Below are 26,787 nucleotides of genomic sequence, written 5' to 3'. Positions count from 1 at the left end.
ACGGTGGACGACGCCCCACCCGTCCCACCGGCACCGCCGTCCTGGCAGGGTGGGCCCGACGCCGAGACGGAGGAGGACCACGTGGTCGATCGCCGGGTGCCCCGCTGGTCCGAGCTGCGCGAGCTGGTCCGGCCGCGCCGGTCGCCGGGCGACGCGACCGCCCGTCGGCTGGCCGCGGCCGCCACGGTCGGCGACCTGCGCGAGATCGCCCGGCGGCGGGCACCGCGCGCCGTCTTCGACTACACCGACGGGGCTGCCGGCGCCGAGACGAGCCTGCGCCGGTCGCGGGAGGCGTTCCAGCAGCTGGAGTTCCGCCCGAGCGTGCTGCGCGACGTCTCCGTGGTCGACCCGTCGACGACGGTCCTCGGCCGGCCCTCGGCGCTGCCGCTGGTCTTCGCCCCGACCGGCTTCACCCGGCTGATGCACACCGAGGGCGAGGCGGCCGTCGGCCGGGTGGCGCAGCGGGTCGGCATCCCGCACGCGCTGTCGACCATGGGGACGACGACGATCGAGGCGCTGGCCGCCGCCGCCCCCGGGGCGCGCAAGTGGTTCCAGCTCTACCTCTGGCGCGACCGCGAGGCCAGCGAGGCCCTGGTGGCCAGGGCGGCCGCGGCGGGCTACGAGGCGCTGGTCCTGACCGTCGACACGCCCGTCGCCGGCCCGCGGCTGCGCGACGTGCGCAACGGCTTCACCATCCCGCCGGCCCTGACCCTGCGGACGATGGCCAACGCCGCGGTCCACCCGCGCTGGTGGGTCGACCTGCTCACCACCGAGCCGCTGGAGTTCGCCTCGCTGCGATCGTGGGGCGGCACGGTCGCCGAGCTCGCCGACCGCGTGTTCGAGCCGGCCGCGACGCTGGCCGACGTCGAGGACCTGCGGTCCCGGTGGTCCGGCGCGCTGGTCGTCAAGGGCGTGCAGACGGCGGACGACGCCCGGGCGGTCGTGGACGCCGGCGCCGACGCGGTCGTCGTCTCCAACCACGGCGGCCGCCAGCTGGACCGCGCGCCGACCCCGCTGGCCGAGCTGCCCGCGGTCGTCGCGGCGGTCGGGGACCGTGCAGAGGTGTACCTTGACGGCGGGATCCTCGACGGGGCGGACGTCGTCGCGGCGGTGGCCCTCGGCGCGCGGGCGTGCCTGGTCGGCCGGGCCTACCTCTACGGGCTCATGGCCGGCGGTGAGCGCGGGGTGCAGCGCGCCGCCGACATCCTGGCCGGCGAGATCGCCCGCACCCTGCAGCTGCTCGGCGTCCCGTCGGTGGCGGAGCTGACGCCGGACCGGGTGCGGCTGCGGCACGCGGCGTTGCCGGACTGAGCTGCGGCTTCCTAGGGTGCGGCATGGACGTCGTCGAGGTCGTGCCCACGTTCGAGCAGTACGCGTTCACCTTCGGTGGCGTCGCCCCGCTGCGCCGGGTCGCCCCGGGGACGGCGCTGCGCGTCTGGTCCGACGACGCCTTCTGCGGCGCGCTGCAGAAGACCACCGACCTGTCCAGCGAGAAGGTCGACCTGCGCTTCGTGAACCCGCAGACCGGGCCGTTCTTCGTCGAGGGCGCCGAGCCCGGCGACACCCTCGCCCTGCACTTCGTGGCCATGGAGCCGGCCCGTGACTGGGGCGCGTCGGCGGCGATCCCGTTCTTCGGCGGGCTCACCAGCACCGACCGGACCGCGACGCTGCAGGAGCCGCTGCCCGACACCACCTGGATCTACGAGCTGGACCGGGCGGCGAACACGGTCACCTTCGCCGCGCAGCACACCGACCTGCAGGTCGCCCTCCCGGTGGCGCCGATGCTCGGCACCGTCGGGGTCGCGCCGCCCGGCGGTGAGGTGCGCAGCTCGCTGGTGCCCGAGCGCTTCGGCGGCAACATGGACACCCCGCAGATGCGCCCGGGCGCCACCTGCTTCCTCGGCGTCAACGTGGAGGGGGCGTTGTTCTCGATCGGCGACGGGCACTACCGGCAGGGCGAGGGCGAGGCCTGTGGCACCGCCGTCGAGGGCGCGATGACCACCACGCTGATCGTCGAGCTGGTCAAGGGCGGGGCGCCGCTGTGGCCGCGGATCGAGGACGACACGCACTGGATGACCGTCGGGTCCAGCCGCCCGCTGGAGGACGCCTGGCGGATCGGCCAGGTGGAGCTGGTGCGCTGGTTCGGCGAGCTCTACGGCCTGCACCCGATGGACGCCTACCAGCTCCTGTCGCAGATCTCCGAGGTGCCGATCGCCAACGTCGTCGACGCGAACTACAGCGCCGTGGTGAAGGCCCGCAAGTCCCTCCTGCCGCGGGCCTCGGCCTACGGCGGGCTGCACGACGACCTCCGCCGCCGCGCGGCGACCCTGCTCTGACCCTGGGAGGACACCCGTGGACCTGCAGCTCACCGGAGCCCGCGTGCTCGTCACCGGCGGGACGCGCGGCATCGGCCGCGCCATCGTCGACACCTTCGTCGACGAGGGCGCCGTCGTGGAGTTCTGCGCCCGCGAGACCGCGGAGATCGAGGCGACCGAGAAGGCGGTCGCCGAGCGCGGCGGGCGGGCCTCCGGCGTGCAGCTGGACGTCCGCGACGGCGCGGCGCTGACCGCCTGGGTGGAGGCGGCCGCCGGCCGGCTGGGCGGCCTGGACGCCGTCGTGGCCAACGTCAGCGCGCTGGCGGCCGGGCCGGGGGAGGAGAACTGGTACGCATCCTTCGAAGTCGACCTCATGCACACGGTGCGGCTGGTCACCGCCGCGCTGCCGCACCTGGAGGCCAGCGGGCGCGGCTCCATCGTGGCGATCTCGAGCGTCTCCGGTCGTGAGTCGGACTTCGCCTCGGGCCCGTACGGGACGATGAAGACCGCGATCGTCGGCTACATCAGCGGGCTGGCCTTCCAGCTGGCCGGCCGCGGGGTGCGGGCCAACGTCGTCTCCCCGGGCAACACGTACTTCGAGGGGGGCTTCTGGCAGGCCGTCGAGCAGGGCCAGCCGGAGCTGTTCGCCGACTCCTTCGCGCTCAACCCGACCGGCCGGATGGGGACGCCGGAGGAGATGGCGAAGGCCGTGGTCTTCCTGTCCAGCCCGGTGTCGAGCTTCACCACCGGCACCAACCTGGTGGTCGACGGCGCCCTCACCCGCGGCATCCAGCTCTGAGAGGCTGCGGTATGGCGCTCATCTACCCCGTCGCGGCCGACTCCCCCGAGCCCGAGGACGGCACCGACCCGGACTTCGACGAACTGGCGGCCGACCTGTCCGACACCTGGCTGGTCGAGGTGGCCGTCGCCGAGGACGGGGACGACGCCTGCTTCGGCCCGCTCAGCGCCCGCGCGGCGTGGGACCTCGCGCTCGACATCGACGAGCGGCGCCCGGGGTGGACGGTGTCGATCGTCCCGCTGCACGTCGCCTGCACGGCCGACGAGCTGGTCGCCCTGTTCGAGGACGGCGAGGAGTAGCCACCGGGTGGCACCGGTCGGGTGAGGGCGCGCCGGGCCGGGGGCGGTGGGCCGGCCGCCGGCGCACCGCTGCCTGGCGGCCGGTCCCCGCACGCGTCAGGCAGGCCGCCACCCCAGCCGCGGTGCCGACGGGAGGACGCGACGATGGCCGGCAGCCCCGAGGAGATCCGGACCCTGGTGCGCCGGCTGGAGGAGGCGATGAACTCCCGCCGGCTGGACCTGCTCGACCAGCTGCTCGCCCCCGACTTCGTCCGCCACAGCGAGGCGACCCCGCAGCTGCCCGTCGCGGACCGGGACCAGTTCCGGGAGTTCCTCCAGCTGGACGCCGCGGCCTTCCCCGACAACACCCAGACGTTCACCCACGTCCTGGTGGACGGCGACTGGGCCGCCGTCTGGGCCACCTACGAGGGGACGCAGACGGGGCAGCTGGGGCCGTTCCCGCCGTCGGGGAAGCGGGCGAGGTTCGACTTCGCCGGTGTCCTCCGCGTCGCCGACGGCCGGATCGCCGAGTGGTGGGTGACCTGGGACAACCTGACCGTGCTGACCCAGCTGGGTCACCTGCCCGCCGGCTGACGCCGCGACCGGGTCGCGGCCTCACCAGCCGCGGGCGCGCCACTCCCCGAGGTGCGGGCGCTCGGTGCCGATGGTGGTGTCCTTGCCGTGGCCCGGGTACACCCACGCGTCGTCGGGCAGGGCGCCGAACAGCCGCTGCTCGACGTCGTCGACGAGGCTGGCGAAGCGCGCCGGGTCCTTCTGCGTGTTGCCCACCCCGCCGGGGAAGAGGCTGTCGCCGGTGAAGACGTGCGTGCCCGCGCCCTCAGGGCCGCGCCAGACCAGCGCGATGCTGCCCGGCGTGTGCCCGCGCAGGTGCACCACCTCCAGCACCTGCTCGCCGACGGTCACCGTGTCGCCGTGCTCGACCGGCCGCTGCACCGGCACCGGCAGGTCGCCGGCGTCGGCCGGGTGGGCGACGGTGACCGCCCCGGTGGCCTCGACGACCTGCGGGAGGGCGCGGTGGTGGTCCCAGTGCCCGTGCGTGGTGACGACGGTGCGCAGCGGGGCGTCGCCGATGAACGTGCGCAGCGTCTCCGGCTCCGCGGCGGCGTCGACGAGCAGTGCCTCACCGGTCGCGGTGCAGCGCAGCAGGTAGGCGTTGTTGGCCATCTCGCTGACCGCGATCTTGCTGATCGTCAGCCCCGGCAGCTCCCGGACGTCGGCGGGCCCGCCCACCTCGACGTCGCCGGTGTAGGTCCCCGAGCTCATGCCTGGACTCCGTTCGAGAAGTGTCGGTGGCCGCGGTTACGGTCCTGGCATGGACGCTAGCGGAGGTCTGCCGGTCGGGGCCCGGGTCGAGGGCGGGTCCGGCACGGTCGTGGGCCTCCCGGCCACCGAGCTGGCCGCGCGCGTGCGGGCGGGGGAGCTGACCGCCGTGGAGGTGGTGCGCGCGCACCTGACCCACCTCGACGCGGTCGAGGCCCGGGTGGGGGCGTTTCGCGTGGTCCGCCGGGAGGCGGCGCTGGCCGAGGCGGCCGCGGTCGACGCCGATCCCGGCCGGGGCGCGCTGCCGCTGGCGGGGGTGCCGATCGCGGTCAAGGACAACGTCGCCGTGGCCGGCGAGGTCTGCACCGACGGGTCGCCGGCCTGCCCGAGCCGCCGCGCGACGGAGGACCACCCCGTCGTCGCCCGCCTGCGCGCCGCCGGCGCCGTCGTCGTCGGCATCACCCGGGCACCGGAGCTGTGCCTGTACGCCTCCACCGACGGGCCCGGCGCGGTCAGCCGCAACCCGTGGGACACCGCGCGCTCCCCGGCCGGCAGCTCCGGCGGCAGCGCCGCGGCGGTGGCCTCCGGCTCGGTGCCGCTGGCCCACGGGAACGACGGCATGGGGTCGCTGCGCCTGCCCGCGGCGGCCTGCGGGCTGGTCACGCTCAAGTCCGGGCGCGGCGTGGTGCCCGGCGGGATCGGCGCCGACGACTGGTCGGGCATGGCCGTCAACGGGGCGCTGGCGACGACGGTGGCCGACCTCGCCCTCGCGCACGCGGTGCTGGCGGGGGAGCCGCCGGCACCGCCGGCGGCGCCCGGCCGGCCGCTGCGCGTCGCCGTCTCCACCCGGTCGCCGCTGCCCGGTGTGCGGGCCGACGCGCCGGCCCGGGCGGCGGTGGAGCGGACCGTCGCGGCGCTCACCGCCGCCGGGCACACCGTGGTCCGGCGCGACCCGCCCGTGCCCCCCAGCGCGGCGGTCGGTGCGATCGCGCGCTGGATGGCCGGGGCCGCCGACGACGCCGAGCACCTCGGCATCGCGACGGCCGACCTCCAGCCGCGCAGCCGCACCCACGCGCGGATCGGCCGGCTGGTCCGCCGGGCCGGGCTGGTCCGGCCGGCCACCGCCGAGCGGTTCCGCGAGCGGACGACCGCCTTCTTCGACGACCTCGACGTGCTGCTCACCCCGGTCACGACGGGTCCACCGCTGCCGGCCCGCCCGTGGCACGAGCGCGGCTTCCTGGCCAACGTCACGGCCAACGCCCGCTGGGCGCCGTGGACGGCGGCGTGGAACCTGGCCGGCCTGCCCGCGCTGGTGCTCCCGGCCGGCGTGCGGCCCGAGGGCCACCCCCTGGCGGTCCAGCTCGCCGGCCCCCCGGGCGCCGAGACGCGACTACTCTGGCTCGCCGGAGAGCTGGAACGGCGGCAGCCGTGGCGCCGGTACGCGCCGGTCTTCGACCCCACCGAGCCCGCGGTCGCGGCACCCGGCTGACCCGCCCCGTCCCGGTACGGGCGGTTGACCGGCATCACGCAGGTCGCGGCCCGGTGGGGGGAACAGGCACGCAGCGCGACGGCTTGTCTCCGTAGGGACATCCGCGCCGGGTACCGACGGCGCCGCGCACCCGCAATCCACGCTCCAGCGACCGACAGGGAACACATGGACCGCCTCGTCGTCCGCGGCGCCCGCGAGCACAACCTCAAGGACGTCCACCTCGACCTGCCCCGCGACGCGCTCATCGTGTTCACGGGCCTGTCCGGCTCGGGCAAGTCGAGCCTCGCCTTCGACACGATCTTCGCCGAGGGCCAGCGCCGGTACGTCGAGTCGCTGTCGGCCTACGCCCGGCAGTTCCTCGGGCAGATGGACAAGCCCGACGTCGACTTCATCGAGGGCCTGAGCCCGGCCGTCTCGATCGACCAGAAGTCGACCAACCGCAACCCGCGGTCGACCGTCGGCACGATCACCGAGGTCTACGACTACCTCCGGCTGCTGTACGCCCGCGCCGGTCAGCCGCACTGCCCGAACTGCGGGAAGCCGATCTCGCGGCAGACGCCGCAGCAGATCGTCGACCAGGTCCTGGGCATGGAGGAGGGCACCCGATTCCAGGTGCTCGCCCCCGTCGTCCGCGCCCGCAAGGGCGAGTACGTCGACCTGTTCAGCTCGCTGCAGACCCAGGGCTTCTCCCGGGTCCGCGTCGACGGCGTGGTCCACCAGCTGACCGAGCCGCCGACGCTGAAGAAGCAGGAGAAGCACACGATCGAGGTGATCGTCGACCGGCTCACCGTCAAGGAGAGCGCCAAGCGCCGGCTCACCGACTCGGTGGAGACCGCGCTCGGTCTGGCCGGCGGCCTGGTCGTCCTCGACTTCGTCGACCTGGCGGAGGACGACCCGCAGCGCGAGCGCACCTTCTCCGAGCACCTGGCCTGCGTCGACGACGGCCTGTCCTTCGAGGCGCTGGAGCCGCGGTCGTTCTCGTTCAACTCGCCGTTCGGGGCCTGCCCGGAGTGCACCGGCATCGGCACCCGCAAGGAGGTCGACCCCGACCTCGTCGTGCCCGACCCGGAGAAGAGCCTGGCGCAGGGCGCCATCGCGCCGTGGTCGACGTCGATGAGCAACGAGTACTTCACCCGGCTGCTCACCGGCCTGTCCCAGCAGCTGGGCTTCTCCATGGACGACCCGTGGGAGCGGCTGCCGGCCAAGGTGCAGAAGGCCGTGCTGCACGGCTCGCCGGACCAGGTGCACGTCCGCTACAAGAACCGCTACGGCCGGGAGCGCAGCTACTACGCGGCGTTCGAGGGCGTGCTGCCCTTCCTCGAGCGGCGGCACGAGGACACCGACAGCGACTACATGCGGGACAAGTACGAGGGCTACATGCGCGACGTGCCCTGCCCCGTCTGCCGCGGCACCCGCCTGAAGCCGGAGATCCTCGCCGTCAAGCTCAACGACCGGTCCATCGCCGAGGTCACCGGGCTGTCGATCGGTGAGGCCTCGGACTGGCTGGGCGCGCTGGAGCTGGGCGAGCGGGAGCGGGCGATCGCCGACCGCGTGCTCAAGGAGATCCAGGCGCGGCTGTCGTTCCTGGTCGACGTCGGCCTGGACTACCTGTCCCTCGACCGGCCGGCGGCCACCCTCGCCGGTGGGGAGGCGCAGCGCATCCGGCTGGCCACCCAGATCGGCTCCGGGCTGGTCGGCGTGCTCTACGTGCTCGACGAGCCCTCCATCGGCCTGCACCAGCGGGACAACACCCGGCTCATCGAGACGCTGATCCGGCTGCGCGACATGGGCAACACGCTCATCGTCGTCGAGCACGACGAGGACACCATCAAGGTCGCCGACTGGGTGGTCGACATCGGCCCGGGCGCCGGTGAGCACGGCGGTGAGGTCGTCGTGAGCGGCACGGTCGACGAGCTGCTCGCCAGCGAGCGGTCGCTGACCGGGCAGTACCTGTCCGGCCGCAAGGAGATCGCCGTCCCGGAGAAGCGCCGGGAGCCGACGCCGGGCCGCGAGCTGGTGGTCAAGGGCGCCCGCGAGCACAACCTGCGCGGCGTCGACGTCACCTTCCCGCTCGGCTGCCTGGTCGCCGTCACCGGTGTCTCCGGCTCCGGCAAGTCCAGCCTGGTCAACGACATCCTGTACACGACGCTGGCCAACCAGCTGAACCGGGCGCGGATGGTGCCCGGCCGGCACCGGACCGTCACCGGTCTGGAGCACCTGGACAAGGTGGTGCACGTCGACCAGTCGCCGATCGGCCGCACCCCCCGGTCCAACCCGGCCACCTACACCGGGGTCTGGGACCACGTCCGCAAGCTGTTCGCCAGCACCTCCGAGGCGAAGGTGCGCGGCTACCTGCCGGGCCGGTTCAGCTTCAACGTCAAGGGCGGCCGCTGCGAGGCGTGCTCCGGCGACGGCACGCTGAAGATCGAGATGAACTTCCTGCCCGACGTCTACGTCCCCTGCGAGGTGTGCAAGGGCGCCCGGTTCAACCGGGAGACCCTCGAGGTGCACTACAAGGGCAAGACCGTGGCCGAGGTCCTCGACATGCCGATCGAGGAGGCCGCGGACTTCTTCGCCGCCATCCCGGCGATCGCCCGGTACCTGCGCACGCTCACCGAGGTCGGGCTCGGCTACGTCCGGCTCGGCCAGCCGGCCACCACCCTGTCCGGTGGTGAGGCGCAGCGGGTCAAGCTGGCCAGCGAGCTGCAGAAGCGGTCCAACGGCCGCAGCATCTACGTCCTCGACGAGCCGACCACCGGGCTGCACTTCGAGGACATCCGCAAGCTGCTGCTGGTGCTCCAGGGCCTGGTCGACAAGGGCAACTCGGTGGTCGTCATCGAGCACAACCTGGACGTCATCAAGAGCGCGGACTGGCTCATCGACATGGGGCCGGAGGGCGGGTTCCGCGGCGGCACGGTCGTCGCCGAGGGGCCGCCGGAGTTCGTGGCCGGGGTGCCCGAGAGCCACACCGGCCGGTACCTCGCGCGGATCCTCGACCCCGAGTCGGTGGCCGCCGCGTCGGCTCCGAAGAAGCGGGCGCGCAAGAAGGCCAGCTGAGGCCACCTGCGACGACGGCCACTCCACGTCTTGAGCGAGGAGTGGCCGTCGTCGTACCGTCCCTGTGACGGACATCACGCCGACGTCGCGGCGTGGTGGGGTCCCCGACGGAGGAGACGCGCATGGGCGCTGTCCTGCACCAGACCGCTGGCCCGCGATGAGCGCGCTCACGCCCGACTGCGACCCGGACCTGTCGAACTGCGGTTCGCCGGTGGGGAGCCCGGGGATCGGGTCCACCGTCGTCCTGCTCGCGGTCCTGGTCGTCTCCGTGCCCGTCGCCACCGGTGCGGCGGTGCCTGGGGTCCTCGCCTTCCTGGCCGGCGGGGCCGGGGTGCTGTCGGCTCTGGTGCTGGTCGGGCGCGCGGTGCGCCTGGTCCGCCGCCTCGCGCCCGCCGTCGCGTCCGGCGCGTGGGTGTCACCGGCGCGCCGGTCGCGTCCCGTGGGGTGACCTGGGGCGCCACCCGGCCGAGCCGCCCCCCGCGGCCGTCCCCGGCGCAGACCCACAGCTCGACGACGCGTGGTCCCTGGTGCAGCAGGCCACCGTCGCCCTCGCCCCGGAGGTGGTCGTCGTGCTGAGCCGCAGGTCGTTCCTCGCCGGGGTCGTCGCCGCGCCCGTCCTGGGCGCGCTGGCCGGCTGCGCCGGCACGGTGGTCCAGCCCGGTGACCTCTCCCGGCTGCGGATCATGGCGCCGGCCAGCCCCGGCGGCGGCTGGGACACCACGGCACGGGTGATGCAGCGGGTCATCCAGCAGAGCGGGCTGGCCCGCAACGTGCAGGTGTTCAACGTCGAGGGCGCCGGCGGGGTGATCGGTCTCGGCCAGCTCAGCCGTGAGGACGACGACGCCCTGCTGATGATGATGGGCCTGGTCATGGTGGGCGCCGTCGACACCAACGACTCCTCCACCCGGCTCACCGACGTCACGCCCATCGCCCGGCTCATCGGCGAGACGGAGCTCATCGTCGCCCCGCCCGACGCGCCCTTCGACGACATCGCGGGCTTCGTCGAGGTGTGGGCGGCCGACCCCGCCAACACGCCCATCGCCGGCGGCTCGGCCGGGGGCACCGACCAGATCCTCGCCGGCCTGCTCGCCCAGGCCGCCGGCATCGACCCCGGGCAGATCAACTACATCCCCTACTCCGGCGGCGGGGAGTCGCTGTCGGCGCTGCTCGGCGGCCAGGTCAGCGCCGGCATCTCCGGCACCGCCGACTACGGGCCGCAGGTCGCCTCCGGGGACCTCAAGGGCCTGGCGGTGTCCACGGCCGAGCGCAGCGACCAGGTGCCGGACGTCCCGACCCTGGTCGAGTCCGGCTTCGACGTCGAGGTGTCCAACTGGCGCGGGGTCATGGCCCGCCCCGGCATGACCGCCGGCGCGCGGGAGGACCTCATCCAGCTGGTCGTCGACACCCACGACAGCGACGAGTGGGCCGAGGCGCTGGAGAACAACGGGTGGGACGACCTCCTGCTCACCGGGGACGACTACGCGGAGTTCCTCGCCGCGGAGGAGGCGCGGGTGCGGGAGATCCTGGTGCAGATCGGCCTGGTGCAGTGACCGCCCCCGAGCCCCCACCGGCCGCGCCGGCCACCACCCCTGCGGACACGGCCGCGGCGGCGCCCGAGGAGCTCGGCCGCAGCACCGGCGAGCTGGTGATGGCCGTCCTGCTCGGCGCGCTGGGCGTGTACCTGGTCCTGGACGCCGGGAACATCGCCGTCCCCGGGTCGGCGAGCAACGTGGGGCCGCGGTTCTTCCCGTACCTGGTCGGCGGTCTGGTCATCGCGACCTCCCTCGGCCTCACCTACCGGGTGTGGCGCGGCGACCGCGGCCCGGCCGACGAGAGCGAGGACGTCGACCCGACGGCCGGCACCTCCTGGCGGGCCGTCGGCGTCATCGCCGTCGCCTTCCTCGCCCACGCCCTGCTGATCAACGTCGTCGGCTGGCCGCTCGCGGTGACCCTCATGTTCGGCACCGTCGCCTGGGCCCTCGGCGCGCGCGGCATCGTCCGGCCGCTGATCGCCGGGGGCATCACCTCGGTCGTCGTGTGGATCGTCTTCGTCAAGGCGCTCAACGTGGCGCTGCCCGGGGGGACGCTCCTCGAGCTGGCGACGAGCTGGTTCTAGATGGACGCCCTCACCGACCTGGCCGCCGGCTTCGCCGACGCCCTCACCCCGGTCAACCTGCTGTTCGCCTTCATCGGGGTGCTGCTGGGGACGGCGGTCGGCGTCCTCCCCGGCATCGGCCCGGCGATGACGGTGGCGCTGCTGCTGCCGGTCACCTACGTCCTGGAGCCGGTCAGCGCGTTCATCATGTTCGCCGGCATCTACTACGGCGGCATGTACGGCGGGTCGACGACGTCGATCCTGCTCAACACCCCCGGCGAGGCCAGCTCGATCATGACCGCGCTGGAGGGCAACCGGATGGCCAAGGCCGGCCGCGGGGCGGCGGCCCTGGCCACCGCGGCGATCGGCTCCTTCGTGGCCGGGACGATCGCCACGTTCCTGCTCGCCCTGGTCGCGCCCACGGTCGTCGACCTGGCGATCGGGATCACCGCGGCGGACTACTTCGCGCTGGCCGTGTTCGCCTTCGTCGCGGTGTCCACGGTGCTGGGCGCCTCCCCGTTGCGCGGCCTGGCGTCCCTCGGCGTCGGGCTCTACCTCGGGCTGGTCGGCACCGACGTCCTCACCGGCCAGGAGCGGTTCACCCTCGGCATCCCGCAGCTGTCCGACGGCATCGACGTCGTCGTGGTGGCGGTGGCCCTGTTCGCGGTGGGGGAGGCGCTGTACGTCGCCTCCCGGCTGCGGCGCGGTCCGGTGGAGGTGATGGCGGCCAGCGGCCGCTACATGACCGGGGAGGACCTCCGCCGCTCCTGGAAGCCCTGGCTGCGGGGCACCGCGTTCGGCTTCCCGTTCGGCGCGCTGCCGGCCGGGGGCGCGGAGATCCCGACGTTCCTCTCCTACGCCACCGAGCGGCGGCTGACCAAGCACCCCGAGGAGTTCGGGAAGGGCGCCATCGAGGGCGTGGCCGGCCCCGAGGCGGCCAACAACGCCGCCGCCGCCGGCGTGCTGGTGCCGCTGCTGACCCTCGGCCTGCCGACGTCGGCCACCGCGGCGATCCTGCTGGCCGCCTTCCAGGGCTACGGCATCCAGCCCGGCCCGACCCTGTTGACCACCGAGTCCACGCTGGTCTGGACCCTCATCGCCGCCCTGTTCATCGGCAACACGATGCTGCTGGTGCTCAACCTGCCGCTGGCCGGCGTGTGGGTGAAGCTGCTGCGCATCCCGCGGCCCTACCTGTACGCGGGCATCCTGCTGTTCGCCTCGCTGGGGTCCTACGCGGTCAACGCCGACCCGCTGGACCTGGTGCTGCTGCTCGTCCTGGGCGGCCTCGGGTTCCTCATGCGCCGCTACGGGTGGCCGGTGGCGCCGGCGGTCATCGGGCTGATCCTCGGGCCGATCGCCGAGACCAACCTCCGCCGGGCGCTGGCCATCAGCGGCGGTGACCTCGGCGTCCTGCTCGACACCTGGTTCAGCCGGGTGGTCCTGCTCTTGTCCCTGCTGGCCCTCGTCGTGCCGATCGTGCTGCGCGTGGTCCGCGGCCGCCGGGCGACGCCGGAGGAGGTGCAGGAGACCGGTGAGCTGCGCCACCGCGAGTCCGCGGCGGCCAACCGAGAGGGAGGGGAGGGGTAGGTGAGCGGGGTCGTGGTCGTCGGCGTCGTCCCCAACCCCCGGGGCCAGGCGGCGCTGGAGCACGCGGTCGCCGAGGCGCACCGGCGGGGCGCGCGGCTGGTCGTGGTCAACAGCTCGCGCGGCGACGCGCTGGTCGACGAGGAGTACCTGTTCGGCGACCGGCTGCGGCAGCTGCAGGCCGACCTGACGGTGTCCGGGGTGCCCTTCGAACTGCGCCAGCCGGTGGGCCGGGACGTCGCCGAGGAGCTCGCCGCCGCCGTCGCGGAGACCGACGCGGAGCTGCTGGTCATCGGCCTGCGCCGCCGGTCGGCGGTCGGCAAGCTGCTCATGGGCAGCGCCGCCCAGCGCATCCTGCTCGACGTCGACTGCCCCGTCCTGGCGGTGAAGTCCCCGCCGCGCGACGCCGGCTGAGCGGGTCAGCCGGGCCGCACGGACCCGGTCGGCGGGCGGTCCGGGGACATCCCGGCGTCGTGCTCGGCCGACCGGGGGAGCGGGGCGCCGACGCCGGCCTCGACGTCCTGCCAGAAGGCGTCGACCCGGGCGTTCCAGCGGTCGGGCACCTCCTGGAACGGCTGGTGCGACTCGGTCTCCCACACCTCGAACCGCGCACCCGGGATCGCCTCGGCGACGGCGCGGCCGAGCTCGGGCCGCGCGGTGGCGTCCAGCCCGCCGGCGAGCACCAGGGTGGGGGCGGTGATCTGGGGCAGCCGGTCGGTGGTGTCGTGGGCCGCCCACGCGTCCAGGTGCCGCTGGACCACCTCCGGCGGCTGCTTGTAGGGGAAGGCGAGGGCCTCGTCGATGATCGCGGCCACCGTGCCGTCGTTGTGCGCCCGGGGCGTGTAGATGACGAGGGAGAAGGCCTCCAGGAAGGCGCGCTCGCTGGGCGCGACCTCGACCAGCCAGCGGATGAAGTGCGCCCACGACCGCAGGTAGGTGTCCATCGCCGCCCACGTGCTCTGCAGGACCAGGCTCCGCACGAGGTCGGGCCGGCGCAGCGCCAGCTCCTGCGCGGTCTTGGCCCCGCCCGAGAAGCCCGCCACGTGCGCCGACGCGATGCCGTGGGCGTCCAGCACCGCGGCGGCGTCGTCGGCCATGTCCGCGACGCTCACCGGCCCGTCCGGCAGCGCCGTCCGCCCGGCGCCCCGGTTGTCGAACGCGGTCAGCCGGTGGCGGTCGGCCAGCCCGTCCAGCTGGAGGGACCACGACTCCACGGTGTCGCCCAGCCCGCCGATCAGCAGGACGTCGGGGCCCGACCCCACCTGCTCGGTCCAGACCTCCACCTCGCCCGAGCGGATGTGGTGTCCCATGTCGGCTCCTTCCCCGCGGACCTCGTCACCCGTGCCCGGCGGTCTCCGGCGGACGGTCGCGGGCGGGCCGGTCGCGGTCCGGGGCCTCCCGGGGTCGGGGGGTGAGGCGCGCCTCGACGTCCTGCCAGAAGGCGTCGACCCGGGCGTTCCAGCGGTCGGGCACCTCCTGGAACGGCTGGTGGCACTCGGTCTCCCACACCTCGAACCGCGCGTCGGGGATCGCCTCGGCGACCGCCCGGCCGAGGTGCGGTCGGGCGGTGGTGTCGACGCCGCCGGCCAGCACCAGCGTCGGAGCGGCGACGCGGGGCAGCCGCTCGGTGCTGTCGAAGTGCCAGATGTCGGCGAGGAAGCGGTGCACGTCCTCGGCCGACTGCTTGTGGGGGAAGGCGACCACCTCGTCGATGAACGCGGCGACGGTGCCGTCGTTGTGCGCCCGGGGCGTGTAGATGTCCAGGAAGAAGCACTCCAGGAACGTCCGCTCGTCCGTGGCGTTGTCGACCAGCCACTCGACGAAGCGCAGCCACGCACGGAAGTAGGGGTCCATGGCCGCCCAGGTGCTCTGCAGCACCAGGCTGCGGACCACGTCGGGGTGCCGCAGCGCCAGCTCCTGGCCGATGAGGCTGCCGCCGGAGAAGCCCGCGACGTGCGCCGACCGGACGCCGAGCGCGGCCAGGACGCCGGCTGCGTCGTCGGCCATCGCGGCCACGGTGGCGCCCTCCTCCGGCATCGCCGTCCGGCCGGCGCCGCGGTTGTCGAAGGCGATCAGCCGGTAGCGGTCGGCCAGCCCGTCGAGCTGGAACGACCACGACTCCACCGTGTCGCCCAGGCCGCCGATCAGCAGGACGTCCGGCCCGTGCCCCACCTGCTCGGTCCAGACGTCGAGGTCCCCCACGCGGACGTGCCTGCCCATCGACGTTCTCCTCTCAGGGGTGCCACCGCTGCATGTGCTCGGCGTGGGTCCGCAGGTAGGCGCCGGGCCGGAAGAACCGGTCGTAGAACTCCAGGTCCAGGTGGTGCGCCTGGACGTAGTTGAGGACGAACACGGTCGGCACGGTGCCGGGGAACTTGCCGAAGGTGTCGAGCACGTACTGCGCCTGCAGCGCCACGCACGCCTTGAACTCCGCGTCGTGCACCTGCGCGCTGCCGCGGAAGCCGGGGCTGTCCGACCACGGGCCCGGCGTGCGCGGGTTGAACGGGCCGCCCTCGCCGAACTTGCGCTCGGCGAAGGCCTCCACCGCCGCGGCCATGTCCGCGTGGTGGGGCGGGCAGAACGCCTCGAAGACGCCGGGCAGGCCGGTCGGGTTGGGCACGGCCCAGCGCTCGTCCTGGTCGTAGCGGAACCCCAGTCCCGGGACGTCGGGGTTCCCCGAGGCCCCCAGCATCGAGAACCGGTCGATCCCGTCGAACATCCACCCGCCCAGCCCCATCGCCTGGAGCACGAGCACGCCCGCGTAGCAGCAGGTGGCGAGCTCGGCGGTGGCCTCGGTCAGCGCGTACTGCTCGGAGAACGTGAGGGGGAACGGCGCGTCGACGTCCACGAGGTGGCCGAACCGCTGCAGGCCGGGGATCTCGCGGCCGTTGACGTCGTCGAAGACCGCGTACCCGTTCTGCGTGAAGAAGCAGAGGATCGCCAGCACGTGCTGGGCGATGTCCGCGACCGGGACGACCAGCAGGGAGCCCGGCACGTTGACGCACCAGGTGTTGTGCCCCTCCAGGTACGGCTCCTCCCGGGGCAGGTGCAGCCGCCGGTCGGACAGCTGCCGGACGCGGCCGCGGTGCCGCTCCACCATGAGCTCGGCCGTGACGTCCTCGGTGGCGGGGTCGACCAGCGCGCCGGCGTCCCGGGTGGGGAAGGAGTACACGCCGGAGTCGTCGGTGAAGAACAGCTCGACGGTGTGGAAGCCGGCCGCGGAGGGGAACGTCCGCCCCGCCGCCCCGCCCGCGTAGTTCGCCACGTGGGGCGCGTAGCGGGCGTTCCGGGTGATCGAGGTGTGCCAGCCGGTGGTCCCGCCCATGGCGCTGAGCACGAGCATCCGCTCGAGCTCGGTCAGCGGCACCGGCTCGTGCCGCGACCGGTACGCCAGCGGGCCGTCGGGGATCTCGTCGCCCAGGGCGAACCGCCGGGAGCGCCGGCCGAACAGGGCCTCCACCAGGGGGAAGGTCGCGAGGTCGGCCAGCGGGTCGGTCAGGGCGGGTGGTTCCGTCCGGGCCTCCGGGATCGGTCCCCCGCGCGTCGCAGCGGTCCGGTCCTGCGTCGAGCTCATGGCGCACCCCAGGGGTGGACGACCTGACCGCCTGAGGTTCGTGCCGGGCGACGCCGGTGGGCAAGGGGCGGAGGTCCCGGCGTGGATCACACCGATGTGGTTCGGGTGACCGCCGCCATCCCGGTGGCCGGGCGAACCGTCGTCCGCCCCACCTAACCTGGGACCCATGCCCGACCCGTCCACGTACCGACCGGCGGTCGGCAGCATCCCGGAGGACCCGGGGGTCTACAAGTTCCGCGACCCCAACGGGCGGGTCATCTACGTCGGCAAGGCCAAGAGCCTCCGGCAGCGGCTGAACAGCTACTTCGCCGACGTCGCGGGCCTGCACCCGCGCACGCGGCAGATGGTGACGACGGCGGCCAGCGTCGAGTGGACCGTCGTCGGCACCGAGGTCGAGGCCCTCCAGCTCGAGTACAACTGGATCAAGGAGTTCGACCCCCGGTTCAACGTCCGCTACCGCGACGACAAGAGCTACCCGTCGCTGGCCGTGACGCTGAACGAGGAGTACCCGCGGCTGCAGGTCATGCGCGGGCCCAAGAAGAAGGGCGTGCGGTACTTCGGGCCCTACGCCCACGCCTGGGCCATCCGGGAGACGCTCGACACCCTCACCCGCGTCTTCCCGGCCCGCACCTGCTCCAACGGCGTCTTCAAGCGGGCCGGGCAGATCGGCCGGCCGTGCCTGCTCGGCTACATCGGCAAGTGCGCCGCCCCCTGCGTCGGCCGGGTCTCCGCCGAGGAGCACCGGCAGATCGTCGACGACTTCTGCGACTTCATGGCCGGCCGCACCGAGCAGATGGTCAAGCGGCTGGAGCGGGAGATGGCCGCCGCCGCCGAGGCGATGGAGTACGAGAGGGCCGCCCGGCTGCGCGACGACCTGGGGGCGCTCAAGCGGGCGATGGAGAAGCAGGCCGTCGTCCTCGGTGACGGCACCGACGCCGACGTCGTCGCCTTCGCCCAGGACGAGCTGGAGGCCTCGGTCCAGGTCTTCCACGTGCGCGGCGGGCGGGTGCGCGGCCAGCGGGGGTGGATCGTCGACAAGGTCGAGGAGGTCACCACCGGCGAGCTGGTCGAGCAGTTCCTGCTCCAGGTCTACGGCGGGGTCGACGAGCAGACCGGCGTCGGCGAGGCCGGGGAGGCCGTGCCGCGCGAGGTGCTCGTCCCCGAGCTGCCCGACGACGCCGACGTCTACGCCGACCTGCTCAGCGAGCTGCGCGGGTCGCGGGTCTCCCTGCGGGTGCCCCAGCGCGGGGACAAGCGGGCGCTGCTGGAGACGGTGGAGCGCAACGCCAAGGAGGCGTTCGCCCGGCACCGGGTCAAGCGGTCCAGCGACCTGACCGCCCGGTCCCTGGCGCTGTCGGAGCTGCAGGAGGCGCTGGAGCTGCCCGACGCGCCGCTGCGGATCGAGTGCATGGACGTCTCGCACGTCCAGGGCACCAACGTCGTGGCCTCGATGGTGGTGTTCGAGGACGGGCTGGCGAAGAAGTCCGACTACCGCCGGTTCAGCGTCACCAACGGAACCGACGACACCGCGGCCATGGCCGAGGTCGTCCGGCGCCGGTTCGCCCGCCACCTCAAGGAGGAGGCCGACCGCAGGGACGAGCAGGGCATCGCCGCGGAGGAGGGCCGGCCGCGCCGGTTCGCCTACCCGCCGAACCTGCTCGTCGTCGACGGCGGCGCCCCCCAGGTCGCCGCGGCCGCGCGCTCCCTCGAGGAGCTGGGCATCGTGGACGTCGCCGTCTGCGGGCTGGCCAAGCGCATGGAGGAGGTGTGGCTGCCCGGTGAGAGCGACCCGGTGATCCTGCCGCGCACCTCCGAGGCGCTGTACCTGCTGCAGCGCGTCCGCGACGAGGCGCACCGGTTCGCGATCACCTACCACCGGCAGAAGCGGTCCACCAGCATGCTGGTCTCCCTGTTGGACGACGTCCCCGGTCTCGGGGAGACGCGGCGGAAGGCGCTGATGAAGCAGTTCGGGTCCCTCAAGCGGCTGCGGGCCGCCACCGTCGAGGAGCTGGTGGCCGTTCCCGGCATCGGCCGGCGGACGGCGGAGGCCGTGCTGGCCGCCGTGGCACAGCCGGCGGACGAGCAGCCCGCCACCGATGCCACCGACGAGGTCGTGGAGAGCACCACCGCCCCGTCCGGCCCGGCCGAGCGGGGCACCCCGCAGGCGGGCACGGGCGCCACCGCCGAGGTCGGGCTGGTGGCCTCGTGACCGAGCTGACCCGCGGTGCGGGGCCCGGCGTCCTCGGCACGCCCCCCGGCGCCCCCGGGCACCCGCACACCGACGTCCCACCGCCGCTGGACCCGACGTCGGCCGAGACCCAGCCCCTGGACGTCGTGGTCGTGACCGGCCTGTCCGGGGCCGGCAAGAACAGCGCCGGCCGGGTGCTGGAGGACCTCGGCTGGTTCGTCGTCGACAACCTCCCGCCGGCCCTGCTGCTGCCCATGGTGGAGCTGGGCGCCCGCGGCGACGTCCGCCGGTTCGCCGCCGTCGTCGACGTGCGCAGCCGGGCGTTCTCCAGCGACCTGCAGGAGGCGATCCGCGTCCTCGCCGAGGCCGGCCACCGCCCGCGGGTCGTGTACGTGCACGCCCGCGACGAGGTGCTGGTGCGCCGCTACGAGTCGGTCCGCCGCGAGCACCCGCTGCAGGGCAGCGGCACGCTGATCGACGGCATCTCCGCCGAGCGGGCGCTGCTCACCGGCATCGCCGGCGAGGCCGACCTGTGGGTCGACACCAGCGACCTCAACGTGCACCAGTTGCGGGCCACGCTGGAGAACGCCTTCGCCCGGGAGGGCCAGGCGCCGCCGCTGACGGCCACGGTGCTCAGCTTCGGGTTCAAGTACGGCCTGCCGTTGGACGCCGACCTCGTGGTCGACGCCCGGTTCCTGCCCAACCCGCACTGGCTGCCGGAACTGCGGCCGCACACCGGCCAGGACCCCGACGTGCGCGACTACGTCCTGAGCCAGGAGGCGGCCGCGCCGTTCCTGGACCGCTACACCGACGTGCTCCGGCTGCTCATCCCCGGCTACCGGCGGGAGGGGAAGCGGTACCTCACCCTCGCCGTGGGCTGCACCGGCGGCAAGCACCGCAGCGTGGCGATCGCCGAGGAGTTCGCCCGGCGGCTGTCGGCCGAGGGCATCGACGTCGCCGTCCAGCACCGCGACCTGGGCCGCGAGTAGTGGGGGCCGCGCACCCCGCGCCGCCGGGCGCGGAGCTGGAGCGACCCCTGCGCGTGGTGGCCTTCGGCGGTGGCCACGGGCTGGCCGCCGCCCTGGGGGCCTGGCGGCGGCTGACCACCGACCTCACCGCGGTGGTCACCGTGGCCGACGACGGCGGCTCGTCGGGGCGCATCCGCCGCGAGATGCCCGTGCTGCCGCCCGGCGACCTCCGGATGGCGCTGGCGGCCCTCGCCGACGACGAGCAGCACACCCGGGAGATGGGGCGGCTGCTGCAGCACCGGTTCGGCGGCACCGGCGTCCTCGCCGGGCACCCGGTGGGCAACCTGATGCTCACCGGCCTGGCGGAGATGCACGGCGGCGACACCGTCCGGGCGCTCGACGACCTCTGCCGGTTGCTCGGCGCGCGCGGCCGCGTGCTGCCGATGGCCGACGTCCCGCTGGACCTCGTGGCGCGGGTGGAGAGCACCGACCCCGACGACCCGTCGCGCACCCGCACCATCCGGGGGCAGGCGGCGATCGCGAGCACCCCGGGGCGGGTGCGAGACATCATCGTCACGCCGCCGGACCCGCCGGTGAACGCGGCCGTGCTCGAGGCGATCGCCGCGGCCGACGTCGTCTCCCTGGGGCCGGGCTCCTGGTACACGTCGGTGCTGCCGCACCTGCTCGTGCCGCGGCTGCGGGCGGCGCTGGCCGCCACCAGCGCCCGGGTGGTGGTCGTGCTCAACCTGGAACCGCAGCCCGGGGAGACCGACGGGTTCTCCCCGGAGGAGCACCTCACGGTGCTGCGGGCCCACCTCGGCGGAGTGGCGCTGCACACGGTGATCGCCGATGTCGACTCGGTGGTTGACCGCTGTGGTCTCCTGTCTGCGGTGCGCGAGTGCGGCGCGGAGCTGGTCCTGGCTCCCGTGGCCGAGCTCGACGGGGCACCGCGGCACGACCCGGCCCGCCTCGCGGCGGCGCTCGAGTCGGCCGTGGGGGCGCGCTAGGCATGGAAATCCGGCGCCGGGTACCGGACCCTTCGGTACCGGCACCGGTACGAGGGGGAGAAGAGGGGACGTCGCACATGGGGCCTGGTTACCCCGGGGGAACGTGGGGGTGGATGGCATGGCGATGACCGCCATGGTCAAGGACGAGCTGTCTCGGGTGGAGTGCACCAAGACCTCCGAGCGCAAGGCGGAGGTCACGGCGCTGCTGCGGTTCAGCGGTGGCCTGCACATCGTCGGTGGCCGCGTGGTCATCGAGGCCGAGCTCGACACCGGCTCGGTGGCCCGCCGGCTGCGCCGCGACATCAGCGAGGTCTACGGCTACACCAGCGGGGTCAGCGTGCTCGCCGGCGGCAACATCCGCCGCGGCGTGCGCTACCTGGTCCGCATCGCCAAGCACGGCGAGGGCCTGGCCCGGCAGACCGGTCTGGTCGACCAGCGTGGCCGCCCGGTGCGCGGGCTGCCGCCGTCGGTCGTCTCCGGCGGGATCAACGACGCCGAGGCCGCCTGGCGCGGGGCCTTCCTCGCCCACGGGTCGCTGACCGAGCCCGGCCGCTCGTCGTCCCTCGAGGTCACCTGTCCCGGCCCGGAGGCCGCCATGGCCCTGGTCGGGGCCGCCCGGCGGCTGGGCATCGCGGCCAAGGCGCGCGAGGTGCGCGGCGCCGACCGCGTCGTCGTCCGCGACGGCGACGCGATCAGCGCGCTGCTGACCCGCATGGGCGCCCACGACGCGGTGCTGGCCTGGGAGGAGCGGCGCATGCGCCGCGAGGTCCGGGCGACGGCCAACCGGCTGGCCAACTTCGACGACGCCAACCTGCGCCGCTCGGCGCGGGCCGCGGTCGCGGCCAGCGCCCGGGTGGAGCGGGCGCTGGAGATCCTCAACGGCGACGCCCCCGAGCACCTGCTGGTCGCCGGCCGGCTGCGCCTGGAGTTCGGCCAGGCGTCGCTGGAGGAGCTCGGGCAGCGCGCCGACCCGCCGATGACCAAGGACGCCGTCGCCGGCCGGATCCGCCGGCTGCTGGCGATGGCCGACAAGCGCGCGAAGGACCTCGGCATCCCCGACACCGAGTCGGTGGTCACCGAGGACATGCTCGCCCAGTAGGAGGCCGACCCCCTGTTCCCACGCCTCGCTCCGCTGGGCGCGGGACCCTGCAGGGGGCCGCTCCGGTGCGCCGCGGGGCCCGGGTCACCCGTCCAGGTGGCCCGGGCCCCGCGGCGCCGGGGCAGATAGGGTCGTCGCCGGATCGAGGCCGTGGACTCCCGCGGCCCTGACGGACAGCGTCGACATCGGAGGTCTGCAGTGACCGTGCGGGTGGGCATCAACGGATTCGGCCGGATCGGCCGCAACTTCTGGCGCGCCGCCGCTGCCAGCGGCCAGGACATCGAGATCGTGGCGGTGAACGACCTCACCAGCCCCGAGGTCCTGGCGCACCTGCTGAAGTACGACAGCGTGCTGGGCAAGCTGGCCGAGGACGTCGCCGCCGACGGCGAGGGCATCAAGGTCGGCGGGAACACCATCAAGGTGCTCTCCGAGCGCGACCCGGCCAACCTGCCCTGGGGCGACCTGGGCGTCGACGTCGTCGTCGAGTCCACCGGCTTCTTCACCAAGGCCGCCGACGCGCGCAAGCACGTCGACGCCGGTGGCGCCAAGAAGGTCATCATCTCCGCGCCGGCCACCGACGACGACATCACGATCGTCATGGGCGTCAACGACGGCCTCTACGACGGCTCGCAGACGATCATCAGCAACGCGTCCTGCACCACGAACTGCCTGGCCCCGCTGGCCAAGGTGCTCAACGACGCGTTCGGCATCGAGCGTGGCCTCATGACCACGATCCACGCCTACACCGCCGACCAGAACCTGCAGGACGGCCCGCACAAGGACCTCCGCCGCGCCCGCGCCGCCGCGCTGAACATGGTCCCCACCTCCACCGGTGCGGCCAAGGCGATCGGCCTGGTGCTGCCGGAGCTCAAGGGCAAGCTGGACGGCTACGCCATCCGCGTGCCCGTGCCCACCGGCTCGGCCACCGACCTCACCGTGCAGCTGACCCGCGAGGCGTCGGCCGAGGAGATCGACGCCGCCTACCGCGAGGCCGCCGGCGGCCCGCTGGGCAAGTACCTCACCTACACCGACGCGCCGATCGTCTCCTCCGACATCGTCACCGACCCGTCGTCGTGCATCTACGACGCCAAGCTGACCAAGGTCTTCGGCCCGATGGCCAAGGTGCTCGGCTGGTACGACAACGAGTGGGGCTACTCCAACCGCCTCGTCGACCTGACCTCCCTGGTGGGCAAGTCCCTCTGATGCGGTCCCTCGACGACCTCCTCGCCGAGGGCGTCTCGGGTCGGCGCGTGCTGGTGCGCGCCGACCTGAACGTCCCCCTCGACAAGAGCACCCGGGCCATCACCGACGACGGGCGCATCCGGGCCAGCCTGCCCACGCTGCAGGCGCTCCGGGACGCCGGCGCCCGCGTCGTCGTGGCCGCGCACCTCGGCCGCCCCAAGGGCGCGCCGGACCCGCAGTACTCGCTGGCCCCCGTCGCCGAGCGGCTCGGTGAGCTGCTCGGCGTCGCGGTGCCCCTCGCCGCGGACGTCGCCGGCGACGACGCCCGGGCCCGGGCTGCCGCCCTGGGCGACGGCGAGGTGCTGCTGCTGGAGAACGTCCGGTTCGAGGCGGCCGAGACGGCCAAGGACGACGCCGAGCGGGGCGAGCTGGCGCAGCGGTTCGCCGCGCTGGCCGACGTCTACGTCGACGACGCGTTCGGCGCCGTGCACCGCAAGCACGCGTCGGTGTTCGACGTCGCGCAGCGGCTGCCGCACGTCGCCGGCCGCCTCGTCGCCCAGGAGCTCGACGTCCTCACCCGGCTGACGCAGGACCCGCAACGGCCCTACGTCGTCGTCCTCGGCGGTTCCAAGGTCAGCGACAAGCTCGCCGTCATCGAGGCGCTGCTGCCCAAGGTCGACCGGCTGCTGGTCGGCGGCGGGATGTGCTTCACCTTCCTCGCCGCGCAGGGGCACGGCGTCGGCAGGTCGCTGCTGGAGGCCGACCAGGTCGACACCTGCCGGCGGCTGCTGGCCGAGGCCGGCGACCGCATCGTGCTGCCGGTCGACGTGGTGTGCGCGCCGGAGTTCAGCGCGGACGCCCCGACGACCACGGTGCCGGTGGAACAGATCCCCGACGACCAGATGGGGCTCGACGTCGGCCCGCGCACGGTCGAGGCGTTCGGCCGCGAGCTGGGCGGGGCGCGCACCGTCTTCTGGAACGGCCCCATGGGCGTGTTCGAGCTCGCCCCGTTCCAGGCCGGCACCCGCGGTGTGGCCGAGGCCGTCGCGGCCGTCGACGGGCTGTCGGTCGTCGGCGGCGGGGACTCCGCGGCCGCGGTGCGGCAGCTCGGCCTCGACGAGGCCGCCTACGGGCACATCAGCACCGGCGGCGGGGCGTCGCTGGAGTACCTCGAGGGCCGGGAGCTCCCGGGTCTCGCGGTGCTGGCCGACTGAGGGGAGCGGGCATGGCACGCAGGGGCACGCCGGAGCGCCGTGAGGGGCGCCGGCCGCTCATCGCCGGCAACTGGAAGATGCACATGACCCACCTCGAGGCGATCGGGCTGGTGCAGAAGCTCGCCTTCTCCCTCAAGGAGCCCGAGCTCGAGGCCGCCGAGGTGGTCGTGCTCCCGCCGTTCACCGCGCTGCGCAGCGTGCAGACCCTGGTGACCGGCGACAAGCTCGAGGTCGGGTACGGGGCGCAGGACCTCTCGGTCCACGACTCGGGTGCCTACACCGGTGAGGTCAGCGGCGCGATGCTCGCGGCGCTGGCCTGCCGGTACGTCGTCGTCGGCCACTCCGAGCGCCGGGCCCTGCACGGCGAGGACGACGCCGTCGTCGCCAGCAAGGTGCAGGCCGCCCTGCGGCACGGCCTGGTCCCGATCCTCTGCGTGGGGGAGGGGCTCGCCGTCCGCCAGGCCGGCACGCACGTGGCGCACTGCACCGCGCAGCTCGACGCCGCCCTCGAGGACGTGACCGACGAGCAGGTGCGCACCCTGGTGATCGCGTATGAGCCGGTGTGGGCGATCGGCACCGGCGAGGTCGCCACCCCCGAGGACGCGCAGGAGGTGTGCGCTGCCCTGCGGTCACGGCTCGCCGAGCGTTTCGGCCCGGAGACCGCCGCCGTCGTCCGTATCCTCTACGGCGGGTCGGTGAAGGCCGCGAACACGGCCGGGATCCTGGCCGGGCCGGACGTCGACGGCGCGCTCGTCGGCGGCGCCAGCCTGGACGCCGACGAGTTCGTGCAGATCTGTCGGACGGCCGCCGACGGCAGCTGACCGCCGCCGGCCCGGGAACGGGAAGCAGGTAGGTGGACAGCACGCAGGAGCAGCCGACGGGGCGGGCCCTGGCCTGGGTCCGGGGCACGCGCGGCCGCATCCTCGGCATCGCCGCCGTCGTCGTCCTCGTGGTCGTGGCCGCCGTGACCTGGAGCGGCCGCGGGGACGACGGCACGGGCGTCCCCGTGCTGGGCGGCAGCCCGGGCGCCGGGCTCTCCGGTGTCCGGGCGCCGTCCGACGCGACCGGCGGGACGCTGCGGGTGGTCACCGGTGAGGTCGACAGCCTCGACCCGCAGCGCTCCTACCTGCCCGGGGTGTGGAACCTCATGCGGCTCTACGCCCGCACGCTGGTGACCTACTCGTCCGAGCCGGGGTCCACCGACCAGCTGGTACCGGACCTCGCCACCGACCTCGGGACGACCCCCGACGGCGGCACGACCTGGACGTTCACCCTCCGCGAGGGCACCCGGTTCGAGAACGGCCGGGCCATCACCTCCCGCGACGTCAAGTACGGCATCGAGCGCTCCTTCGCCTCAGACGTCGTCGTCGGTGGCCCCACCCACGTGGTCGAGCTGCTCGACGACCCGGCCAACCCGTACGCCGGCCCGTACCAGGACGAGACCCCGGACAAGCTGGGGCTGGCCGCCATCGAGACCCCTGACGACCGCACGATCACCTTCCGGCTGCGCACGGCCGAGCCGGACTTCCCCTACGTCATGGCGCTGCCGTCGAGCAGCCCCGTGCCGGCCGAGAACGACACCGCCGCCGAGTACGGCCGCGACCCCGTCTCCTCCGGCCCCTACGCGGTGACCTCGGTCGACGCCGCGACCGGCATCGTGCTGGACCGCAACCCGCAGTGGGACGCCGCCACCGACGACGTCCGCAGCGCCCTGCCCGACCAGGTCCTGGTCCGCACGGGGTTGAGCGGGGTGGAGCGCGACCAGGCGCTGCTGGCCGGCTCGGCCGACGTGGACCTCTCCGGCAGCGGCGTCCAGGCGGCGACCACGGCACGGCTGGCCGAGGGCGCCGGTGGGGACGTGCCCGTGGGAGACCGGGTCGACGAGGTGACCAGCGGGGTGGTCCGGCTGCTCGCCCTGCCCACGAACGTCGCGCCGATGGACGACCCGGAGTGCCGCGCCGCGGTCGGGGCGGCCGTGGACCGGCGGGCGGTGCAGGAGCAGCTCGGTGGGTCGGTCAACGCCGCGCGCACCTCGCAGCTGTGGCCGCGCGCGCTGGCCGGTGGGCCGGAGGAGGCCGACCCACAGCCGGACCCGGCCGCCGCCCGCGAGCACCTGCGCGCCTGCGGCCGGCCCGAGGGGTTCAGCACCGTGCTCGCCGTGCCCGACGCCGCCACCAGCGTGGCCGTCGCCGAGGAGGTCGCGGCCCAGCTGGGACAGGTGGGCATCCAGGTGGAGGTCCGGCCGCTGGCCGCCCCCGGGTTCTACGCGACCGACGTCGGCAATCCCGACAACGTGGCGGCCAACGGGTTCGGCCTCGTGCTGGCCACCTGGACCGCCGACTTCCCGACCCCCGGCTCGTTCCTCGTGCCGCTGGTCGACGGCCGGTCGGTCAGCCCGGTGGGCAACACCAACTTCGCCCGGCTGGACGCCGCCGAGGTGAACGCGCTGGTCGACCGGGCCCGCACCGCCGGGGACGGCGCCCGCGACGCCTGGCGCGAGGTCGCGACCGCCGCTGCGGCGACCGGGGCCTACGTGCCGCTCGCGGAGTCCCGGGTGCAGCTGCTGGCCGGGCAGCGGCTGCGCAACGGCGTGGTCATGGCCGCGTACACCGGCTACGACCTGGCGACCGCCGGCGTGCGCTGACCGGTACCGGCCG

24 protein-coding genes are annotated in these 26,787 nt (G+C 74.3%); 20 read left to right on the top strand and 4 right to left on the bottom strand.

Going from position 1 to position 26,787, the window contains the following annotated elements; translation table 11 throughout:
- Positions 1 to 81 precede the first annotated feature (81 nt).
- The 5 genes from ACI79E_RS07170 to ACI79E_RS07150 all read left to right on the top strand — a co-directional run bounded on the left by ACI79E_RS07170 (position 82) and on the right by ACI79E_RS07150 (position 3,986).
- Entirely contained in the window at positions 82 to 1,311 is a 1,230-nt protein-coding gene (locus ACI79E_RS07170; RefSeq protein ID WP_456931836.1) for an alpha-hydroxy acid oxidase, read from the top strand.
- Positions 1,312 to 1,334: 23 nt separating this feature from the next.
- Positions 1,335 to 2,336 carry an acetamidase/formamidase family protein gene (locus tag ACI79E_RS07165; protein ID WP_456931835.1) on the top strand — a complete coding sequence of 334 codons (1,002 nt, stop codon included), beginning with the start codon at positions 1,335 to 1,337 and terminating at the stop codon, positions 2,334 to 2,336.
- Between the two features lie 16 nt (positions 2,337 to 2,352).
- Positions 2,353 to 3,114: an SDR family NAD(P)-dependent oxidoreductase gene (locus ACI79E_RS07160; RefSeq protein ID WP_456931834.1), complete on the top strand. Its 762-nt coding sequence runs from the start codon at positions 2,353 to 2,355 to the stop codon at positions 3,112 to 3,114.
- An 11-nt stretch (positions 3,115 to 3,125) separates the two neighbouring features.
- Positions 3,126 to 3,413: a hypothetical protein gene (locus ACI79E_RS07155; RefSeq protein ID WP_456931833.1), complete on the top strand. Its 288-nt coding sequence runs from the start codon at positions 3,126 to 3,128 to the stop codon at positions 3,411 to 3,413.
- A 144-nt stretch (positions 3,414 to 3,557) separates the two neighbouring features.
- Positions 3,558 to 3,986 carry an ester cyclase gene (locus ACI79E_RS07150; RefSeq protein ID WP_456931832.1) on the top strand — a complete coding sequence of 143 codons (429 nt, stop codon included), beginning with the start codon at positions 3,558 to 3,560 and terminating at the stop codon, positions 3,984 to 3,986.
- A gap of 21 nt (positions 3,987 to 4,007) precedes the next feature.
- Here the strand turns inward: ACI79E_RS07150 and ACI79E_RS07145 are convergent, their stop codons facing one another.
- A complete protein-coding gene (locus ACI79E_RS07145) occupies positions 4,008 to 4,676 on the bottom strand; it encodes an MBL fold metallo-hydrolase (RefSeq protein WP_456931831.1) in 669 nt (222 codons plus the stop codon).
- Between the two features lie 49 nt (positions 4,677 to 4,725).
- On the opposite strand from ACI79E_RS07145, the gene ACI79E_RS07140 reads away from it, so the two are divergent.
- From ACI79E_RS07140 to ACI79E_RS07110, 7 genes are all read left to right on the top strand, one after another.
- Complete coding sequence (locus ACI79E_RS07140) at positions 4,726 to 6,162, top strand: amidase (protein ID WP_456931830.1); 1,437 nt, start codon at positions 4,726 to 4,728, stop codon at positions 6,160 to 6,162.
- A gap of 165 nt (positions 6,163 to 6,327) precedes the next feature.
- Entirely contained in the window at positions 6,328 to 9,219 is a 2,892-nt protein-coding gene (gene uvrA, locus ACI79E_RS07135) for an excinuclease ABC subunit UvrA (protein WP_456931829.1), read from the top strand.
- A gap of 157 nt (positions 9,220 to 9,376) precedes the next feature.
- A complete protein-coding gene (locus ACI79E_RS07130; RefSeq protein ID WP_456931828.1) occupies positions 9,377 to 9,667 on the top strand; it encodes a hypothetical protein in 291 nt (96 codons plus the stop codon).
- Between the two features lie 79 nt (positions 9,668 to 9,746).
- Positions 9,747 to 10,769: a Bug family tripartite tricarboxylate transporter substrate binding protein gene (locus ACI79E_RS07125; protein WP_456931827.1), complete on the top strand. Its 1,023-nt coding sequence runs from the start codon at positions 9,747 to 9,749 to the stop codon at positions 10,767 to 10,769.
- Entirely contained in the window at positions 10,766 to 11,335 is a 570-nt protein-coding gene (locus ACI79E_RS07120) for a tripartite tricarboxylate transporter TctB family protein (RefSeq protein WP_456931826.1), read from the top strand. The genes ACI79E_RS07125 and ACI79E_RS07120 overlap by 4 nt, the downstream gene beginning before the upstream one ends.
- Positions 11,336 to 12,901, top strand: a complete 1,566-nt coding sequence (locus tag ACI79E_RS07115) for a tripartite tricarboxylate transporter permease (RefSeq protein WP_456931825.1) — start codon at positions 11,336 to 11,338, stop codon at positions 12,899 to 12,901.
- Entirely contained in the window at positions 12,902 to 13,312 is a 411-nt protein-coding gene (locus ACI79E_RS07110; RefSeq protein ID WP_456931824.1) for a universal stress protein, read from the top strand.
- A gap of 5 nt (positions 13,313 to 13,317) precedes the next feature.
- On the opposite strand, the gene ACI79E_RS07105 is transcribed toward ACI79E_RS07110, so the two are convergent.
- From ACI79E_RS07105 to ACI79E_RS07095, 3 genes are read right to left on the bottom strand one after another with little or no spacing between them, the layout of a single operon-like run.
- Positions 13,318 to 14,208 carry an alpha/beta fold hydrolase gene (locus tag ACI79E_RS07105; protein ID WP_456931823.1) on the bottom strand — a complete coding sequence of 297 codons (891 nt, stop codon included), beginning with the start codon at positions 14,206 to 14,208 and terminating at the stop codon, positions 13,318 to 13,320.
- A 25-nt stretch (positions 14,209 to 14,233) separates the two neighbouring features.
- Positions 14,234 to 15,118: an alpha/beta fold hydrolase gene (locus tag ACI79E_RS07100; protein ID WP_456931822.1), complete on the bottom strand. Its 885-nt coding sequence runs from the start codon at positions 15,116 to 15,118 to the stop codon at positions 14,234 to 14,236.
- A gap of 13 nt (positions 15,119 to 15,131) precedes the next feature.
- A complete protein-coding gene (locus ACI79E_RS07095; RefSeq protein WP_456931821.1) occupies positions 15,132 to 16,472 on the bottom strand; it encodes a hypothetical protein in 1,341 nt (446 codons plus the stop codon).
- Between the two features lie 166 nt (positions 16,473 to 16,638).
- Here ACI79E_RS07095 and uvrC point away from each other — a divergent pair, with 166 nt between their 5' ends.
- The 8 genes from uvrC (at position 16,639) to ACI79E_RS07055 (ending at position 26,774) form a co-directional block, all read left to right on the top strand.
- Positions 16,639 to 18,681, top strand: coding sequence for an excinuclease ABC subunit UvrC (uvrC, locus tag ACI79E_RS07090; RefSeq protein WP_456931820.1), 2,043 nt, complete (start codon positions 16,639 to 16,641; stop codon positions 18,679 to 18,681).
- Positions 18,678 to 19,649, top strand: a complete 972-nt coding sequence (rapZ, locus tag ACI79E_RS07085; RefSeq protein ID WP_456931819.1) for an RNase adapter RapZ — start codon at positions 18,678 to 18,680, stop codon at positions 19,647 to 19,649. The genes uvrC and rapZ overlap by 4 nt, the downstream gene beginning before the upstream one ends.
- Positions 19,649 to 20,635 carry a gluconeogenesis factor YvcK family protein gene (locus ACI79E_RS07080; protein WP_456931818.1) on the top strand — a complete coding sequence of 329 codons (987 nt, stop codon included), beginning with the start codon at positions 19,649 to 19,651 and terminating at the stop codon, positions 20,633 to 20,635. The genes rapZ and ACI79E_RS07080 overlap by 1 nt, the downstream gene beginning before the upstream one ends.
- A gap of 118 nt (positions 20,636 to 20,753) precedes the next feature.
- Positions 20,754 to 21,734, top strand: coding sequence for a DNA-binding protein WhiA (gene whiA, locus ACI79E_RS07075; RefSeq protein ID WP_097205997.1), 981 nt, complete (start codon positions 20,754 to 20,756; stop codon positions 21,732 to 21,734).
- A gap of 198 nt (positions 21,735 to 21,932) precedes the next feature.
- Positions 21,933 to 22,937: a type I glyceraldehyde-3-phosphate dehydrogenase gene (gene gap, locus ACI79E_RS07070; RefSeq protein WP_456931817.1), complete on the top strand. Its 1,005-nt coding sequence runs from the start codon at positions 21,933 to 21,935 to the stop codon at positions 22,935 to 22,937.
- Positions 22,937 to 24,130 (top strand): phosphoglycerate kinase, encoded by a 1,194-nt coding sequence (locus tag ACI79E_RS07065; protein WP_456931816.1) that lies wholly within the window; start codon positions 22,937 to 22,939, stop codon positions 24,128 to 24,130. The genes gap and ACI79E_RS07065 overlap by 1 nt, the downstream gene beginning before the upstream one ends.
- 11 nt (positions 24,131 to 24,141) lie before the next feature.
- Positions 24,142 to 24,951, top strand: a complete 810-nt coding sequence (tpiA, locus tag ACI79E_RS07060) for a triose-phosphate isomerase (protein ID WP_456931815.1) — start codon at positions 24,142 to 24,144, stop codon at positions 24,949 to 24,951.
- A 32-nt stretch (positions 24,952 to 24,983) separates the two neighbouring features.
- Entirely contained in the window at positions 24,984 to 26,774 is a 1,791-nt protein-coding gene (locus ACI79E_RS07055) for an ABC transporter substrate-binding protein (protein WP_456931814.1), read from the top strand.
- Positions 26,775 to 26,787: the final 13 nt, after the last annotated feature.

The sequence above is a fragment of the Geodermatophilus sp. SYSU D00079 genome (genome assembly GCF_054050635.1).
Note: the sequence above shows the minus strand (reverse complement) of the source record. Positions and strands in the feature narration are given on the sequence as shown.

Bases quoted from the DNA above. Each gene is read 5' to 3' on its own strand.
- ACI79E_RS07165 (WP_456931835.1), top strand. From the start codon at position 1,335: ATGGACGTCGTCGAGGTCGTGCCCACGTTCGAGCAGTACGCGTTCACC.
- ACI79E_RS07155 (WP_456931833.1), top strand. From the start codon at position 3,126: ATGGCGCTCATCTACCCCGTCGCGGCCGACTCCCCCGAGCCCGAGGAC.
- ACI79E_RS07150 (WP_456931832.1), top strand. From the start codon at position 3,558: ATGGCCGGCAGCCCCGAGGAGATCCGGACCCTGGTGCGCCGGCTGGAG.
- ACI79E_RS07145 (WP_456931831.1), bottom strand. From the start codon at position 4,676: ATGAGCTCGGGGACCTACACCGGCGACGTCGAGGTGGGCGGGCCCGCC.
- ACI79E_RS07140 (WP_456931830.1), top strand. From the start codon at position 4,726: ATGGACGCTAGCGGAGGTCTGCCGGTCGGGGCCCGGGTCGAGGGCGGG.
- uvrA (WP_456931829.1), top strand. From the start codon at position 6,328: ATGGACCGCCTCGTCGTCCGCGGCGCCCGCGAGCACAACCTCAAGGAC.
- ACI79E_RS07130 (WP_456931828.1), top strand. From the start codon at position 9,377: ATGAGCGCGCTCACGCCCGACTGCGACCCGGACCTGTCGAACTGCGGT.
- ACI79E_RS07115 (WP_456931825.1), top strand. From the start codon at position 11,336: ATGGACGCCCTCACCGACCTGGCCGCCGGCTTCGCCGACGCCCTCACC.
- ACI79E_RS07105 (WP_456931823.1), bottom strand. From the start codon at position 14,208: ATGGGACACCACATCCGCTCGGGCGAGGTGGAGGTCTGGACCGAGCAG.
- ACI79E_RS07100 (WP_456931822.1), bottom strand. From the start codon at position 15,118: ATGGGCAGGCACGTCCGCGTGGGGGACCTCGACGTCTGGACCGAGCAG.
- ACI79E_RS07095 (WP_456931821.1), bottom strand. From the start codon at position 16,472: ATGAGCTCGACGCAGGACCGGACCGCTGCGACGCGCGGGGGACCGATC.
- uvrC (WP_456931820.1), top strand. From the start codon at position 16,639: ATGCCCGACCCGTCCACGTACCGACCGGCGGTCGGCAGCATCCCGGAG.
- whiA (WP_097205997.1), top strand. From the start codon at position 20,754: ATGGCGATGACCGCCATGGTCAAGGACGAGCTGTCTCGGGTGGAGTGC.
- ACI79E_RS07065 (WP_456931816.1), top strand. From the start codon at position 22,937: ATGCGGTCCCTCGACGACCTCCTCGCCGAGGGCGTCTCGGGTCGGCGC.
- tpiA (WP_456931815.1), top strand. From the start codon at position 24,142: ATGGCACGCAGGGGCACGCCGGAGCGCCGTGAGGGGCGCCGGCCGCTC.